Source organism: Pseudomonas mendocina (assembly GCF_900636545.1).
GTDB classification, from domain to species: Bacteria; Pseudomonadota; Gammaproteobacteria; order Pseudomonadales; family Pseudomonadaceae; genus Aquipseudomonas; species Aquipseudomonas mendocina.
In genome coordinates this window covers 3,379,610-3,395,852 of the sequence record NZ_LR134290.1, presented here as the reverse complement: position 1 = coordinate 3,395,852, position 16,243 = coordinate 3,379,610, and the positions used below count along the sequence as shown (strand labels likewise).

Here is a 16,243-nt window from a genome sequence, read left to right as displayed (position 1 = left end):
GGTCGCCGGCAGGTTCGAAGTGCCGGATAGTTGCAGCGCGCAAGCGCGTTGCTCAAGAATTTCATATCGCCGCAGGAGAGACTTGCAATGGCTCAGCAGACAACTGGTCGCCAACCTCGCTACAAACGCATTCTGCTCAAACTTAGCGGCGAAGCCCTGATGGGCTCGGAAGATTTCGGCATCGATCCCAAGGTCCTTGATCGTATGGCGCTGGAAGTCGGCCAATTGGTCGGCATCGGCGTGCAGGTCGGCCTGGTGATCGGTGGCGGCAACCTGTTCCGTGGTGCTGCGCTGTCCGCTGCCGGCATGGATCGCGTTACCGGTGACCACATGGGCATGCTGGCGACCGTGATGAATGCGCTGGCCATGCGTGATGCGCTGGAGCGCTCGAACATTCCGGCCATCGTCATGTCGGCGATTTCCATGGTCGGCGTGACCGATCATTACGACCGCCGCAAGGCCATGCGTCACCTGAAGACGGGTGAAGTGGTGATCTTCGCCGCGGGCACCGGCAACCCCTTCTTTACCACCGATTCGGCCGCCTGCCTGCGTGCCATTGAGATCGATGCCGACGTGGTTCTGAAGGCGACCAAGGTCGATGGCGTGTACACTGCCGACCCGTTCAAGGACCCGCATGCCGAGAAGTTCGAGCGCCTGACCTATGACGAGGTGCTCGATCGCAAGCTGGGCGTGATGGATCTGACCGCCATCTGCCTGTGTCGCGATCACAACATGCCGCTGCGGGTCTTCAACATGAACAAGCCCGGCGCCCTGCTGAACGTTGTAGTAGGTGGCGCCGAAGGAACTCTGATCGAGGAGGATGCACAATGATCAACGACATCAAGAAAGATGCTCAGGAGCGCATGAGCAAGTCCCTGGAGGCGCTGGGTCGAAACCTGGCGTCCATTCGTACCGGTCGTGCCCATCCGAGCATTCTCGACAGCATCAAGGTCCCGGCCTGGGGCAGCGACATGCCGCTCAATCAGGTAGCCGCGATCACCGTCGAAGATGCGCGCACCCTAAAGATCGTCGCTCACGACAAGAACCTCAGTGCCGCCATCGAGAAGGCCATTCTGACTTCCGACCTGGGCCTGAACCCGAGCAGCGCCGGCACTACCATTCGCGTACCGATGCCAGCCCTGACCGAGGAAACCCGCAAGGGCTACACCAAGCAGGCGCGTGGGGTTGCTGAAGATGCCAAGGTCGCGGTGCGTAACGTGCGTCGTGATGCCCTGGCCGAGTTGAAGAAACTGTCCAAGGCCAAGGAAATCAGCGAAGACGAAGAGCGTCGTGCCGCTGACGAGCTGCAGAAGATCACCGACAAGTTCATCGGTGATGTAGACAAGGCGCTCGAGGTTAAAGAAGCGGACCTGATGGCCGTTTGACGGCTGGGCGCCCATACATGGACAAGAACAAGCAGGGGGCGGTGCCGCGGCATGTCGCCATCATCATGGATGGCAACAACCGCTGGGCGAAGAAGCGCCTGTTGCCGGGCGTGGCAGGGCACAAGGCCGGGGTCGATGCGGTTCGCGCGGTAATCGAAGTCTGTGCCGAGTCGGGTGTCGAGGTGCTAACCCTGTTCGCCTTTTCCAGTGAAAACTGGCAGCGCCCGGCCGAAGAGGTCGGCGCGCTGATGGAGTTGTTCCTCGGTGCGCTGCGTCGTGAGGCCAAGCGCCTATTGGATAACGACATCAGCCTGCGCATCATCGGCGACCGTTCGCGTTTCCATCCCGAACTGCAGGCTGCCATGCGCGAAGCCGAGCTGATGACTGCCGGCAGTCGCCGTTTCACCCTGCAGATCGCGGCCAATTATGGTGGTCAGTGGGATATCGCTCAGGCCGCTCAGCGCCTGGCGCGTGAGGTGCAGGCGGGGCATCTGCAGCCAGAGGATATCACTCCACACTTGCTCCAGGGCTGCCTGGCTACCGGTGATCTGCCTTTGCCTGACCTGTGTATTCGCACGGGGGGCGAGCACCGCATAAGCAATTTCCTTCTGTGGCAGTTGGCTTACAGCGAACTGTACTTTTCCGACCTGTATTGGCCGGACTTCAAGCACGAGGCCATGCGCAAGGCGCTGGCCGATTTCGCTACCCGCCAGCGTCGCTTCGGCAAGACCAGCGAGCAGGTGGAAGCTGAGGCGCGCTCCTAATGCTCAAACAACGAATCATCACGGCGTTGGTGCTGTTGCCCATCGCCCTGTGCGGGTTTTTCCTGCTCGACGGCGGTGCCTTTGCGCTGTTCATTGGTGCGGTGGTTACCCTGGGTGCATGGGAATGGGCGCGGCTGGCAGGATTCGAGGCGCAGTCGCTGCGTGTCGCTTATGCGGTCGCGGTGGCTGTGTTGCTCGGTTTGCTCTACCTGGCTCCGGTCCTGGCGCCTGTGTTGTTGGTGCTGGCGGTGCTCTGGTGGCTGGTCGCGACCCTGCTGGTGCTGAGCTATCCCGATAGCAGTCGCTACTGGGGCGGGGTGCCGGGGCGCTTGTTGATCGGCCTGCTGATTCTCCTGCCTGCCTGGCAAGGTCTGGTCCTGCTCAAGCAATGGCCGCAGGCCAATGGCCTGATCATCGCAGTGATGGTGCTGGTTTGGGGGGCGGATATTGGTGCCTACTTCTCCGGCAAGGCCTTCGGCAAGCACAAGCTGGCGCCCAAGGTCAGCCCAGGCAAGAGTTGGGAAGGGTTGTATGGCGGCCTTGCTGCCAGTCTGCTGATCACTTTCCTGGTGGGGCTGCAGCAAGGGTGGTCCGTCACGGGATTGTTGCTGGCTATGGCGGGCGCGGCTGTGGTCGTGCTGATTTCCGTGGTTGGTGATCTGACCGAGAGCATGTTCAAGCGCCAATCCGGTATCAAGGACAGCAGTAACCTGCTGCCGGGCCATGGTGGCGTACTGGACCGTATCGACAGCCTTACCGCGGCTGTTCCCGTGTTTGCCGCATTGCTGTGGCTCGCCGGCTGGGGCGCGCTGTGAGCACGGTGCAGCAAGTCACTGTGCTGGGGGCGACCGGCTCAATCGGCCTCAGTACGTTGGATGTGATTGCGCGCCATCCCGAGCGCTACCAGGTTTTTGCCCTGACCGGTTTTTCCCGCCTGGCAGAGCTGCAGGTGTTATGTGTTCAGCATCGTCCGCGCTACGCGGTAGTGCCCGATGACCGTTCAGCGCTCGATCTGCTGGGCAGGCTGCGCGCCGCCGGGCTGGCGACCGAGGTGCTGGTCGGCGAAGAGGGGTTGTGCGCGGTTTCGGCGGATGCGGCCGTCGACTGCGTGATGGCCGCCATCGTCGGTGCTGCCGGGCTTAGGCCGACGCTTGCCGCGGTACAGGCCGGCAAGAAAGTGCTGCTGGCCAACAAGGAAGCGCTGGTGATGTCCGGCGCCCTGTTCATGCAGGCCGTCAAGCAGAGCGGGGCGGTTCTTCTGCCCATCGACAGCGAACACAACGCCATTTTCCAATGCCTACCTGGCGACTATGCGCGCGGTCTGCAGGCTGTTGGTGTGCGCAGGGTTCTGTTGACCGCCTCTGGCGGGCCGTTCCGCGAAACACCATTGGCCGAGCTGGAGCGCGTCACGCCGGAGCAGGCTTGCGCGCATCCGAACTGGTCGATGGGACGCAAGATTTCGGTCGATTCGGCGAGCATGATGAACAAGGGCCTGGAGATGATCGAGGCCTGCTGGTTGTTCGATGCGCGTCCCGAGCAGATCGAGGTGGTCATCCACCGGCAGAGCGTGATTCATTCGCTGGTCGACTACGTTGACGGTTCGGTCCTGGCCCAGTTGGGTAACCCGGACATGCGCACACCTATCGCTCACGCTCTGGCTTGGCCGGAACGTATCGATTCGGGAGTGTCTCCGTTGGATCTGTTTAGCGTAGGTCGCCTGGATTTCGAGCGCCCTGACGAACAGCGTTTTCCCTGTCTGCGGCTGGCGCGCGAGGCAGCGCAGGCTGGTGGTAGTGCGCCAGCGATGCTCAATGCGGCCAACGAAGTGGCGGTCGAGGCTTTCCTGCAGCGGCGCATCCGTTTCACCGATATCGCGCGTATGATTGAGTCCGTGCTGAACGCTCGGCCGGTAAGGGCTGTCGAAGCGCTCGACGCGGTATTCGAAGCGGATGCCCAGGCGCGAGAGCTGGCTGCTCAATGGCTAGCGGGGCGCTGATGAAACCGCTGTTGCGCTGGCGCGCGTCGGAACTTGAGCGGCCCCGTAGGGCTGGAGAAGTGAAATGAGTGGGCTGTATATGCTGCTTGGCACCCTGATCGCATTGGGTGTCCTGGTGACCTTTCACGAATATGGGCACTTCTGGGTGGCCCGGCGCTGCGGCGTCAAGGTTCTGCGTTTTTCCGTAGGCTTCGGCACGCCATTGGTGCGCTGGCATGATCGCCACGGTACCGAATTCGTCGTCGCCGCCATTCCTCTGGGCGGCTACGTCAAGATGCTCGATGAGCGCGAGGGCGATGTTCCGCCTGAGCTGGTCGAGCAGTCCTTCAATCGCAAGACCGTGCGTCAGCGTATCGCAATCGTCGCCGCTGGTCCGTTGGCCAATTTCCTGCTGGCGCTGCTGTTCTTCTGGTTCGTGGCCATGCTCGGCAGCCAGCAGGTACGCCCCGTCATTGGTGCGGTGCAGCCGGACAGCCTGGCGGAAGCGGCAGGGCTACGTGCGGGGCAGGAAATCGTCGCGGTCAATGGTGAAGCCACCAGCGGCTGGGCGGCGGTCAATCTGCAACTGGTACGGCGCCTGGGTGAAAGCGGCACGCTCGACCTGCGTGTGATCGAGCCGGGCTCTACGGTTGAAACGCCGAAGCAAGTGCAGCTGGACAACTGGTTGCGCGGTGTCGACGAGCCGGACCCGATTGGATCGCTGGGTATTCGTCCCTGGCGTCCGGTGCTGGAGCCGGTCTTGGCTGAAGTCGATACCAAGGGGCCGGCCTACGGTGCCGGCCTGCAGGGGGGGGATCGCCTGCTGGCACTCGATGATCAGCCGCTGGCCGATTGGCAAGACCTGGTCGATCGTGTGCGTGCGTTGCCGGGCGAGACGGTCACGCTACGTTTCGAGCGCGACGGGCAGGCGCAGGATGTAAGGCTGACCCTGGCGTCGCGTGGCGAGGGTGAGGCCCGCAGCGGCTACTTGGGTGCGGGCGTTCAGGGTGTCGAATGGCCTCCCGAGATGCTTCGCGAGGTGCGTTACGGCCCGCTTGAGGGTGTCGTCGAAGGTGTGCGTCAAACCTGGGCAATGAGCCTATTGACCCTCGATTCGCTGAAGAAAATGCTGTTCGGAGAGCTCTCGGTAAAAACTTGAGTGGGCCGATAACCATTGCTAAAGTGGCGGGCGCTTCAGCTGAGTCAGGGCTGGGGGATTTCCTGAAATTCCTTGCATATCTGAGTATTAGCCTGGGGGTTCTCAATCTGCTGCCCATTCCCGTACTGGATGGTGGGCATCTGCTGTTTTATCTGGTCGAGTGGGTGCGTGGTCGCCCCTTGTCTGAGCGGGTTCAGGGTTGGGGGATGCAGATCGGCATCAGTCTGGTCATCGGGGTCATGCTGCTCGCCCTGGTCAACGACCTCAGCCGCCTGTGAGCATTGCTGAATACGTTCTTAAGATTTAAAAGAAGTGTCGCTTAAGCGGCAGTTTTTATCGTCAGTTGGAATAAGAAAGGACTTCATGAAACGTCTGCTGCTACCTGCGGTACTGTCCGCATTGATGATCGCCGAAGTTCACGCCGAGTCCTTCACCATCTCCGATATACGCGTCAACGGATTGCAGCGGGTGTCCGCGGGCAGTGTGTTCGGCGCATTGCCGCTCAATGTGGGCGAGCAGGTCGATGATCGCCAACTGGTCGATGCCACGCGCTCCCTGTTCCGTACCGGCTTCTTCCAGGACATCCAGCTTGGTCGCGATGGCGACGTCCTGGTCGTCACCGTGGTCGAGCGTCCTTCCATTTCCGGTATCGAGATCGAAGGCAACAAGGCCATCACCACCGAGGATCTGCTCAAGGGCCTGAACCAGTCCGGCCTGGCTGAGGGCGAGATCTTCCAGCGCGCGACCCTCGAAGGCGTGCGTAACGAACTGCAGCGCCAGTATGTCGCTCAGGGCCGTTATTCGGCCGAGATCGAGGCCGAAGTGATTCCGCAGCCACGTAACCGCGTGGCGCTGAAGATCACCATCAACGAAGGCACCGTAGCCGCCATCTCCCACATCAACGTGGTCGGCAACACCGTGTTCTCCGATGAAGATCTGGTCGATCTGTTCGAGCTGAAGACCACCAACTGGCTGTCCTTCTTCAAGAACGACGACAAGTACGCGCGTGAGAAACTCTCGGGTGACCTGGAACGTCTGCGCTCCTACTACCTGGACCGCGGCTACATCAACATGGATATCAGCTCCACTCAGGTATCCATCACCCCGGACAAGAAGCACGTCTACATCACTGTCAACGTCGAAGAGGGCGAGAAATACAGCGTTCGCGACGTGAAGCTGTCCGGTGACCTCAAGGTGCCGGAAGAAGACGTGCGTGCACTGCTGCTGGTCAAGGAAGGGCAGGTCTTCTCGCGCAAGATCATGACCACTACCAGCGAGCTGATCACTCGCCGTCTGGGTAACGAGGGTTATACCTTCGCCAACGTCAACGGCGTGCCGGAAGCGCACGACGAGGACAACACCGTCTCCATCACCTTCTTCGTCGATCCGGGCAAGCGTGCCTACGTCAACCGCATCAACTTCCGGGGCAACACCAAGTCCGAAGACGAAGTGCTGCGCCGCGAAATGCGTCAGATGGAAGGTGGTTGGGCTTCGACCTACCTGATCGACCAGTCCAAGGTTCGTCTGGAGCGTCTGGGCTTCTTCAAGGAAGTCAACGTCGAAACCCCTCAGGTACCGGGCACCGACGACCAGATCGACGTCAACTACAGCGTTGAAGAGCAACCGTCCGGCTCCATCACCGCCAGTGTCGGCTTCGCGCAGAATGCCGGTCTGATCCTCGGTGGTTCGATCAGCCAGAACAACTTCCTCGGTACCGGTAACCGCGTCAGCATCGGTCTGACTCGCAGCGAATACCAGACCCGCTACAGCTTCGGTTTCGTGGACCCCTACTGGACCGTCGATGGTGTCAGCCTGGGTTACAACGCCTTCTACCGCACCACCGACTACGATGAGCTCGATGTCGACGTATCCAGCTACTCGGTGGACAGCCTGGGTGCCGGTATCAATATCGGCTACCCGATCAGCGAGACCGCGCGCCTGACCTATGGCCTGACCGTGCAGCAGGACAGCATCGACACCGGTCGTTACACCGTCGACGAAATCTTCGATTTCATCGACGCAGAGGGTGACAACTACCTGAACTTCAAGGGGTCCATCGGTTGGTCCGAATCGACCCTGAACCGTGGTGTGCTGGCCAACCGTGGTCACTCGCAGAGCCTGGTGCTGGAAACCACCATCCCGGGTAGCGACCTGTCGTTCTACAAGCTCGACTACCGCGGCCAGGTGTTCACACCGATCAGTGACAACTACACCCTGCGTTTCCATACGCAGCTGGGTTATGGCGATAGCTACGGCAGCACTGCAGAGTTGCCGTTCTACGAGCACTACTATGCTGGCGGTTTCAACTCGGTTCGTGGCTTCAAGGACAGCAGCCTCGGTCCACGCAGCACGCCGAGCAGCGGCAACAAGCCAGGTACCTTGCGTGATCCGGATCAAGATCCGCTGCCGTTCGGTGGTAACGTTCTGGTGCAGGGTGGCGTCGAGATGCTCTTCCCTCTGCCGTTCGTCAAGGATCAACGCTCGTTGCGTACCGCATTGTTCTGGGATGTGGGTAATGTCTTCGACACCAACTGCTCGTCCAGTCAGAAGAAGCTCAGCGACAGCTGCGATATCGATTTCAGCAACCTGGCAAGCTCCGTGGGTGTTGGTCTGACCTGGATCACTGCGCTCGGTCCGCTGAGTTTCAGCCTGGCCATGCCGATCAAGAAACCGGATGATGCCGATACCCAGGTATTCCAGTTCTCCCTGGGCCAGACCTTCTAAGACTCATTCACCGAAAGCCAACAGTTTTGTTGCAGGAGTGCATTGTGCGTAAGTTGACTCAACTGGTTCTGTTCACCGCTGCCCTGATCGCCACTCCGGCGTTCGCCGAGATGAAGGTGGCCGTGCTGAACTATCAGATGGCGCTGCTCGAGTCGGATGCGGCCAAGCGCTACGCGGTGGATGCCGAGAAGAAGTTCGGTCCTCAGCTGAACAAGCTCAAGACCCTGGAAAGCGATGCCAAGCGCATCCAGGATCGCATGGTCAAAGACGGCGAGAAGATGCAGCAGGCCGAGCGCGAACGCCTTGAGCTCGAGTTCAAGCAGAAGGCACGCGACTTCCAGTTCCAGTCCAAGGAGCTGAACGAAGCCAAGGCCATCGCTGACCGCGAGATGCTCGCCAAGCTCAAGCCGAACCTGGATAAGGCTGTCGAGGAAGTGATCAAGAACGGCAACTTCGACCTGGTGCTCGAGCGCGGTGCGGTGATCGATGTCAAACCTCAGTACGACATCACTCGCCAAGTCATCGAGCGCATGAACCAGATGCGTTAAGTATGACTGTTACAGTTACTCTCGGCCAATTGGCCGAGCGCCTTGGCGCCACCTTGCGTGGCGCTGAAGCTAAGGTCATCACGGGCCTGGCCACCTTGCAGGAGGCCAGGCCCGAACAGTTGAGCTTCCTGGCCAATGCCCAGTACCGCAAATACCTGACGCAGACCCAGGCCGGTGCCGTGCTGCTGACGGCAGCTGATGCAGAAGGCTACGCTGGCGATGCCCTGATCGTCGCCAATCCTTATCTGGCCTACGCCCAGCTCTCGCATCTGTTCGATCGCAAGCCAAAGGCTGCTCCCGGAATTCATGCCACTGCGCAGGTCGCCGCTGACGCAGAGGTCGATCCAACTGCCAGCGTTGGCCCTTATGCCGTTATCGAAAGCGGTGCACGTATCGGTGCCGGCGTCAGCGTCGGTGCCCATTGCGTGGTCGGTGCTCGTAGTGTGGTTGGTGACGGTGGCTGGCTGGCACCACGCGTGACGCTGTACCACGACGTACAGATCGGCAAGCGTGTAGTCATCCAGTCCGGCGCGGTGATCGGTGGCGAGGGCTTTGGTTTCGCCAACGAGAAGGGCGTCTGGCAGAAGATCGCGCAGATCGGTGGCGTGACCATCGGTGATGATGTCGAGATCGGCGCCAACACCACGGTGGATCGCGGCGCGATTTCCGACACCCTGATCGGCAATGGCGTGAAACTGGATAACCAGATCATGATCGCGCACAACGTACAGGTCGGTGACAACACGGCCATGGCCGGTTGCTGCGGGATCTCCGGCAGCACCAAGATCGGCAAGAACTGCATGATCGCTGGTGGTGTGGGGATGGTCGGTCATATCGAGGTATGCGACAACGTGTTCGTGACCGGCATGACCATGGTGACCCGTTCGATCACCGAGCCGGGCGCCTATTCTTCCGGCACCGCCATGCAGCCGGCCGGCGAATGGAAGAAGAGTGCGGCCCGTATTCGTCAGTTGGACGAGATGGCCAAGCGTCTGCGCGAGCTGGAAAAACAGCTGGCCGCCGTGACCCAGACGGCAAACGTCTCATCTGATGCCTGAGCACGGCGCGACCGTGCTCTTTTCTTTTCTTACAGGCTTAACCGGACATGATGGACATCAACGAAATTCGTGAATATTTGCCGCACCGCTATCCGTTCCTGCTGGTGGATCGTGTGGTGGACCTGGACGTCGAAGGCAAGACTGTTCGCGCCTACAAGAATGTCAGCATCAACGAGCCGTTCTTCAACGGTCACTTCCCCGAGCATCCGATCATGCCGGGCGTGCTGATCATCGAGGCCATGGCTCAGGCCGCCGGTATCCTCGGTTTCAAGATGATGGGCGTGAAGCCGGCCGATGGCACCCTGTACTATTTTGTCGGTTCCGACAAACTGCGCTTCCGCTCTCCTGTCACTCCCGGCGATCAGCTTGTGCTGGAGGCGAAGTACCTGAGCGATCGTCGCAGCATCTGGAAATTCGAGTGCCGTGCCACTGTCGATGGCAAGGAAGTCTGCTCCGCTGAAATCATCTGTGCGGAACGCAAGCTATGAGTTCGATTGACCCTCGCGCGATCATCGACCCCAGTGCCAGATTGGCCGACGACGTCGTCGTCGGCCCGTGGAGCATTGTCGGGCCCGATGTGGAAATCGGCGAGGGTACAGTCATCGGCCCGCACGTCGTGCTCAAGGGGCCGACCGTGATCGGCAAGCACAATCGCATCTACCAGTTTTCTTCGGTCGGTGAAGACACGCCAGACCTGAAGTACAAGGGCGAGGCTACGCGCCTGGTGATCGGTGATCACAACACGATTCGTGAAGGTGTCACCATTCACCGGGGCACCGTGCAGGATCGCAGTGAAACCACCATTGGTAACCACAACCTGATCATGGCCTATGCCCATATCGGCCATGACAGCGTGATCGGCAATCACTGCATCCTGGTCAACAACACGGCGCTGGCCGGCCACGTTTGGGTCGACGACTGGGCGATCCTGTCCGGCTATACCCTGGTACATCAGTTCTGCCGCATTGGTGCGCACAGCTTTTCCGGCATGGGTACCGCCATCGGTAAGGACGTACCCGCGTTTGTCACCGTCTTCGGTAACCCGGCCGAGGCGCGCAGCATGAACTTCGAAGGCATGCGCCGTCGCGGTTTTTCTGCCGAAGCCATTGCGGCCTTGCGCAAGGCGTACAAGTTGGTCTATCGCCAGGGGCTGACGGTGGAGCAGGCCCTGAGTGAGCTGGCCGAGTCCGCTGCGCAGTTTCCCGAAGTAGCGGTATTTCGCGATTCCATCCAGGCTTCTACCCGCGGCATCACCCGCTGATTCCTATGACCAGACCACTACGCGTCGCACTGGTCGCCGGTGAGGCGTCCGGTGACATCCTCGGTTCCGGCCTGATGCAGGCCATCAAGCAGCGCTATCCGAACGCCGAGTTCATCGGTGTCGGTGGTTCGCGTATGGAAGCCGAGGGCCTGAAATCCTATTTCCCCATGGAGCGCCTGGCGGTCATGGGCCTGGTCGAGGTGCTCGGCCGTCTTTTCGAACTGCTCGGCCGGCGCCGACAGTTGGCGCGTGATCTGATCGCCGCCAAGCCGGATGTGTTCATCGGCATCGATGCGCCCGACTTCAATCTGGGCCTGGAACTCAAGCTGCGCCGTGCCGGGATCAAGACCGTGCATTACGTCAGCCCCTCGGTCTGGGCCTGGCGGCAGAAGCGGGTTTTGAAGATTCGTGAAGCCTGCGATCTGATGTTGACTCTGTTTCCCTTCGAAGCGCAGTTCTACGATGAACATCAGGTACCGGTGCGCTTCGTAGGCCACCCGCTGGCCGATGCCATCCCGCAACAGGCTGATCGAGCCGGTGCGCGCGCGGCACTGGATTTGCCGCATGACGAGCCGGTGGTTGCCTTGATGCCCGGGAGCCGTGGTGGCGAGGTCGCGCGTCTCGGTGAGCTGTTTCTTGACGCCGCGATCCGCCTGCGTGCACTTCGTCCGGGGGTTCGCTTTCTCCTGCCTTGCGCCACGCCCGAGCGCCGCGAGCAACTAGAGCAAATGCTGGCCGGACGGGATTTGCCGCTGACGCTGCTCAACGGCCGTTCCCATGAGGCGCTGGCGGCCTGTGATGCGGTGCTGATCGCTTCGGGTACCGCGACTCTGGAGGCGCTGTTGTACAAGCGTCCGATGGTGGTTGCCTACCGTGTGGCTCCATTGACTTATCGCATCCTCAAGCAACTGGTCAAAAGCCCCTATATCTCGCTGCCCAACCTGCTGGCCGAGCGCCTGCTGGTGCCTGAGCTGATTCAGGATGCGGCGACGCCAGAGGCCCTGGCGCAAGCCGTGGCTCCGCTGATCGATGGTGGTCAGGTACAGACCGAAGGCTTCGACGTGATCCATCGCGCGCTGCGCCGTGATGCCTCGGTATCGGCGGCTGACGCGGTGTTGAAACTGGCGGGGCGCGACTGATGCAGCTGGGGCTCGACTTCACGCTGGTTGAGGAGCTGGTCGCGGGTGTCGATGAGGTCGGTCGTGGCCCTCTCTGCGGTGCCGTGGTCACGGCTGCGGTGGTCCTCGACCCGGCGCGGCCGATCATCGGCCTGAACGACTCGAAGAAGCTCACTGAGGCGCGCCGTGAATTGCTGTTTGACGAGATTCGTGAGAAGGCCCTGGCCTGGTGCATCGCCCGCGCCGAGGTCGAGGAAATCGACCGCCTGAATATCCTGCATGCCACCATGCTGGCGATGCAGCGCGCAGTAGAGGGGCTGAGCGTAACGCCCAAGTTGGCGCTGATCGACGGCAACCGTTGCCCTAAGCTGGCGGTGCCGAGTGCACCGGTGGTCAAGGGCGACAGCCGCGTTCCGGCAATTGCGGCGGCCTCGATCCTGGCCAAGGTCAGCCGCGACCGCGAGATGGTCGAGATGGATCGCCTCTATCCCGGCTACGGCATTGCCGGTCACAAAGGCTATCCCACCCCTGTTCACCTGGAAGCCCTGCAACGCCTGGGGCCGACGCCCATCCATCGGCGCTCCTTCGCGCCAGTGCGCGCGTTGCTCGAGCCTGTAGCTGTCGATTGCATCGCAGCCCCGATCTGAACCTCTGGCCCTAAGCCAGACCCTCTTAGGCTACAATCCGCGCTTTGTCGTTTTCACCTGCAAGGCCGCCCATGACCCAAGCTTTCGTCCACCTGCGTCTGCACACCGAATACTCCCTCGTCGATGGTCTGGTGCGGGTCAAGCCGCTGATCAAAGCCGTCGCGGGGGCCGGCATGCCGGCAGTGGCGGTCACCGACATGAGCAACATGTGCTCGCTGGTGAAGTTCTACAAGACGGCCATGGGGGCCGGGGTCAAGCCAATCTGCGGCGCTGACATCTGGATGGCCAGCGCCGAGGAAGATGGCCCGCTGACGCGCCTGACCCTGTTGGCGATGAATGCCAAGGGCTACCGCAATCTCACCGAGCTGATTTCCCGCGGTTGGGCTGAAGGGCAGAGCAACGACCTGGTGATCATCCAGCGTGACTGGGTCAAGGACGCTGCCGAGGGCCTGATCGCGCTGTCCGGTGCGCGTGAAGGCGAAGTCGGTCAGGCGTTGCTGGGCGGTGACGAAGTGCTGGCGGAAACGCGCCTGCGCGAGTGGATGGCGGTGTTCCCGGATCGTTTCTATCTCGAAGTGCAGCGCACCAGCCGTGTCGGTGATGAGGAGTATCTGCACGCCGCCGTAGCGCTGGCTGATCGTGTCGAGGCGCCACTGGTGGCCACCAACGACGTGCGCTTCATCAAGCAGGACGACTTCGAGGCGCACGAAACGCGCGTCTGCATCGGCGAGGGGCGTACCTTGGATGACCCGCGTAGGCCGCGCAATTACTCCGATCAGCAGTACCTGAAAAGCGCCGAAGAAATGTGGGAGCTGTTCTCCGATCTGCCAGAAGCACTGGAGAACACCGTCGAGATCGCCAAGCGTTGCAATATCGACGTGCAGCTTGGCAAGTATTTCCTGCCGGACTTCCCTACGCCCAATGGCATGGGCATCGACGATTACCTGCGCCATGCCTCGTTCGAGGGCCTGGAAGAGCGTCTCGAAGTGCTGCTGCCCAAGGACACGCCGGATTACGAGGCGAAGAAGCAGGTCTATATCGACCGTCTCAACTTCGAGCTCGACATCATCATCCAGATGGGTTTCCCCGGCTACTTCCTGATCGTGATGGACTTCATCCAGTGGGCCAAGAACAACGGCGTGCCGGTCGGTCCAGGCCGTGGTTCGGGGGCCGGTTCGCTGGTGGCCTACGTGCTGAAGATCACCGACCTCGACCCGCTGGCCTACGACCTGCTGTTCGAACGTTTCCTCAACCCCGAGCGGATTTCCATGCCCGACTTTGACGTCGACTTCTGCATGGACGGCCGCGACCGGGTGATCGACTACGTGGCCGAGAAGTACGGGCGTAACGCGGTGAGCCAGATCATCACCTTCGGCTCGATGGCGGCCAAGGCTGTGGTACGCGACGTGGCGCGGGCGCAGGGCAAGTCCTACGGCTTGGCCGACCGTCTGTCGAAGATGATCCCCTTCGAGGTCGGCATGACCCTGGAGAAGGCCTACGAGATGGAGGAGCCGCTGCGCGAGTTCCTCAAGAATGACGAAGAGGCCCAGGAAATCTGGGACATGTCGCTCAAGCTCGAAGGCGTGGTGCGCGGCACCGGCAAGCACGCCGGGGGCGTGGTGATCGCGCCGACCAAGCTCACCGACTTCTCGCCGATCGCCTGCGACGAGGAGGGCGGCGGCCTGGTGACCCAGTTCGACAAGGACGACGTCGAGCAGGCCGGCCTGGTCAAGTTCGACTTCCTCGGCCTGCGCACCCTGACCATCATCAAGTGGGCGATGGAGACCATCCACCGTATCCAGAAGCGCGACGGCGCCTCGGACGAGGAACTGGTCAACATCGACTTCATCCCGCTGGATGACAAGAAAACCTACGACATGCTGCAGAAGGCGGAAACCACCGCGGTCTTCCAGCTCGAATCGCGCGGCATGAAGGAGCTGATCAAGAAGCTCAAGCCCGACTGCCTGGAAGACATGATCGCACTGGTGGCGCTGTTCCGCCCCGGCCCGCTGCAGTCCGGCATGGTGGACGACTTCATCAACCGTAAGCACGGCCGCGCCGAGCTGTCCTACCCGCACCCCGATTACCAGTACGCTGGTCTGGAACCGGTGCTCAAGCCGACCTACGGCATCATCCTGTATCAGGAGCAGGTGATGCAGATCGCCCAGGTGATGGGCGGTTATACCCTGGGCCAGGCGGACATGCTGCGCCGCGCCATGGGCAAGAAGAAGCCCGAGGAAATGGCCAAGCAGCGCGGTGGCTTCATCGAGGGCTGCGCCAACAACGGCATCGATGCCGAGTTGGCCGGTAACATCTTCGACCTGGTGGAAAAGTTCGCCGGCTACGGCTTCAACAAGTCGCACTCGGCCGCCTACGGTCTGGTCTCCTACCAGACGGCCTGGCTCAAGGCGCATTACCCGGCGCCTTTCATGGCGGCGGTGCTGTCGGCGGATATGCACAACACCGACAAGGTGGTGATCCTGGTCGAAGAGTGCCGCAACATGAAGTTGCGAATCGACCCGCCGGACGTGAACGTCTCCGAGTTCAAGTTCACCGTCAACGACGACGGTCGTATCGTCTACGGCCTTGGCGCGGTCAAGGGCGTGGGCGAGGGGCCGGTCGAGGCCATCGTCGAATGCCGTGCCGAGGGTGGGCCGTTCAAGGACCTGTTCGACTTCTGCAACCGCGTCGACCTCAAGCGCATCAACAAGCGCACCCTCGAGGCGCTGATCCGCAGCGGTGCGCTGGATCGCCTCGGCCCCTATTATCAGGACGAACTCAAGGCCTACCAGGCCAGCGTGGACAAGAACCGCGCCGTGCTGCTGGCCTCCATGGAAGAGGCCGTGCAGTCCGCCGAGCAGACCGCGCGTAGCGCCGAAAGTGGCCACATGGACCTGTTCGGCGGGCTGTTCGCCGAACCAGAGGCGGATGTCTACGCCAACCATCGCAAGGCGCGCGAGCTGCCGATCAAGGAGCGCCTGAAGGGCGAGAAGGACACCCTGGGTATCTACCTGTCCGGCCACCCCATCGACGAGTACGAAGGTGAGATCCGCCGCTTCGCCCGCCAGCGCATCGTCGAGTTGAAGCCTGCGCGTGACACCCAGACCATCGCCGGGATGATCGTCAACCTGCGGGTGATGAAGAACAAGAAGGGCGACAAGATGGGCTTTATCACCCTGGATGACAGATCAGGGAGGATCGAGGCTTCGTTGTTCGCCGACGCCTTCGCCAGCAACCAGGCGTTGCTGCAGAACGATGCGCTGGTGGTGGTCGAAGGTGAAGTCAGCAACGACGACTTCTCCGGTGGCCTGCGTCTGCGTGCCAAGCGCGTGATGAGCCTGGAAGAGGCGCGTACCGGCCTGGCCGACAGCCTGCGCGTCAAGGTCGCCAGTGAAGCGCTCAAAGGCGATCGCCTGCGCTGGCTGGCCGAGTTGTGCAGCAAGCACAAGGGCGCTTGCCCGGTGACCGTCGACTACAGTGGCGAGGAGGCACGCGCCTTGCTTCAATTCGGCGATGCCTGGCGAATCGACCCGGCTGACACTTTGATTCAGGCATTGCGTGACCAGTTCGGGCGCGACAACGTCTTTTTGCACTACCGCTGATA

At 61.4% G+C, this 16,243-nt stretch carries 13 protein-coding genes and 1 pseudogene; all 14 read left to right on the top strand.

Going from position 1 to position 16,243, the window contains the following annotated elements:
• The first annotated feature begins 87 nt into the window (after positions 1–87).
• A complete protein-coding gene (pyrH, locus tag EL191_RS15710) occupies positions 88–831 on the top strand; it encodes a UMP kinase (protein WP_004424012.1) in 744 nt (247 codons plus the stop codon).
• Positions 828–1,385 carry a ribosome recycling factor gene (gene frr / locus EL191_RS15705; protein ID WP_013716422.1) on the top strand — a complete coding sequence of 186 codons (558 nt, stop codon included), beginning with the start codon at positions 828–830 and terminating at the stop codon, positions 1,383–1,385. The genes pyrH and frr overlap by 4 nt, the downstream gene beginning before the upstream one ends.
• Before the next feature lie 17 nt (positions 1,386–1,402).
• On the top strand, positions 1,403–2,149 hold the full coding sequence (gene uppS / locus EL191_RS15700) for a polyprenyl diphosphate synthase (protein WP_013716421.1): 747 nt from the start codon (positions 1,403–1,405) through the stop codon (positions 2,147–2,149).
• Positions 2,149–2,964, top strand: coding sequence for a phosphatidate cytidylyltransferase (locus tag EL191_RS15695; protein WP_041981062.1), 816 nt, complete (start codon positions 2,149–2,151; stop codon positions 2,962–2,964). The genes uppS and EL191_RS15695 overlap by 1 nt, the downstream gene beginning before the upstream one ends.
• A complete protein-coding gene (gene ispC / locus EL191_RS15690; RefSeq protein ID WP_041981061.1) occupies positions 2,961–4,145 on the top strand; it encodes a 1-deoxy-D-xylulose-5-phosphate reductoisomerase in 1,185 nt (394 codons plus the stop codon). The genes EL191_RS15695 and ispC overlap by 4 nt, the downstream gene beginning before the upstream one ends.
• 64 nt (positions 4,146–4,209) lie before the next feature.
• A pseudogene (gene rseP / locus EL191_RS15685) lies at positions 4,210–5,561 on the top strand (sigma E protease regulator RseP).
• Positions 5,562–5,646: 85 nt separating this feature from the next.
• Positions 5,647–8,007: an outer membrane protein assembly factor BamA gene (gene bamA / locus EL191_RS15680; RefSeq protein ID WP_013716417.1), complete on the top strand. Its 2,361-nt coding sequence runs from the start codon at positions 5,647–5,649 to the stop codon at positions 8,005–8,007.
• Positions 8,008–8,051: 44 nt separating this feature from the next.
• The gene (locus EL191_RS15675; protein ID WP_013716416.1) at positions 8,052–8,555 is read left to right on the top strand and encodes an OmpH family outer membrane protein; all 504 of its coding nucleotides are present in this window, start codon (positions 8,052–8,054) and stop codon (positions 8,553–8,555) included.
• Positions 8,556–8,557: 2 nt separating this feature from the next.
• Positions 8,558–9,613 (top strand): UDP-3-O-(3-hydroxymyristoyl)glucosamine N-acyltransferase, encoded by a 1,056-nt coding sequence (gene lpxD / locus EL191_RS15670; protein ID WP_013716415.1) that lies wholly within the window; start codon positions 8,558–8,560, stop codon positions 9,611–9,613.
• A 47-nt stretch (positions 9,614–9,660) separates the two neighbouring features.
• Positions 9,661–10,101 carry a 3-hydroxyacyl-ACP dehydratase FabZ gene (gene fabZ, locus EL191_RS15665; protein WP_017363778.1) on the top strand — a complete coding sequence of 147 codons (441 nt, stop codon included), beginning with the start codon at positions 9,661–9,663 and terminating at the stop codon, positions 10,099–10,101.
• Entirely contained in the window at positions 10,098–10,874 is a 777-nt protein-coding gene (gene lpxA / locus EL191_RS15660; RefSeq protein WP_013716413.1) for an acyl-ACP--UDP-N-acetylglucosamine O-acyltransferase, read from the top strand. Before fabZ ends, lpxA begins: the two co-directional genes overlap by 4 nt.
• A 5-nt stretch (positions 10,875–10,879) precedes the next feature.
• Positions 10,880–12,013, top strand: coding sequence for a lipid-A-disaccharide synthase (gene lpxB, locus EL191_RS15655; protein WP_041981060.1), 1,134 nt, complete (start codon positions 10,880–10,882; stop codon positions 12,011–12,013).
• A complete protein-coding gene (gene rnhB, locus EL191_RS15650; RefSeq protein ID WP_041981059.1) occupies positions 12,013–12,639 on the top strand; it encodes a ribonuclease HII in 627 nt (208 codons plus the stop codon). The genes lpxB and rnhB overlap by 1 nt, the downstream gene beginning before the upstream one ends.
• Positions 12,640–12,710: 71 nt before the next feature.
• A complete protein-coding gene (gene dnaE, locus EL191_RS15645; RefSeq protein WP_041981058.1) occupies positions 12,711–16,241 on the top strand; it encodes a DNA polymerase III subunit alpha in 3,531 nt (1,176 codons plus the stop codon).
• Positions 16,242–16,243: the final 2 nt, after the last annotated feature.

What these genes read in the sequence shown, in the direction of transcription:
- dnaE (WP_041981058.1), top strand. Translation starts at nt 12,711, where the DNA reads ATGACCCAAGCTTTCGTCCACCTGCGTCTGCACACCGAATACTCCCTC.
- bamA (WP_013716417.1), top strand. Translation starts at nt 5,647, where the DNA reads ATGAAACGTCTGCTGCTACCTGCGGTACTGTCCGCATTGATGATCGCC.
- frr (WP_013716422.1), top strand. Translation starts at nt 828, where the DNA reads ATGATCAACGACATCAAGAAAGATGCTCAGGAGCGCATGAGCAAGTCC.
- lpxA (WP_013716413.1), top strand. Translation starts at nt 10,098, where the DNA reads ATGAGTTCGATTGACCCTCGCGCGATCATCGACCCCAGTGCCAGATTG.
- uppS (WP_013716421.1), top strand. Translation starts at nt 1,403, where the DNA reads ATGGACAAGAACAAGCAGGGGGCGGTGCCGCGGCATGTCGCCATCATC.
- pyrH (WP_004424012.1), top strand. Translation starts at nt 88, where the DNA reads ATGGCTCAGCAGACAACTGGTCGCCAACCTCGCTACAAACGCATTCTG.
- EL191_RS15695 (WP_041981062.1), top strand. Translation starts at nt 2,149, where the DNA reads ATGCTCAAACAACGAATCATCACGGCGTTGGTGCTGTTGCCCATCGCC.
- lpxB (WP_041981060.1), top strand. Translation starts at nt 10,880, where the DNA reads ATGACCAGACCACTACGCGTCGCACTGGTCGCCGGTGAGGCGTCCGGT.
- fabZ (WP_017363778.1), top strand. Translation starts at nt 9,661, where the DNA reads ATGATGGACATCAACGAAATTCGTGAATATTTGCCGCACCGCTATCCG.
- rnhB (WP_041981059.1), top strand. Translation starts at nt 12,013, where the DNA reads ATGCAGCTGGGGCTCGACTTCACGCTGGTTGAGGAGCTGGTCGCGGGT.
- lpxD (WP_013716415.1), top strand. Translation starts at nt 8,558, where the DNA reads ATGACTGTTACAGTTACTCTCGGCCAATTGGCCGAGCGCCTTGGCGCC.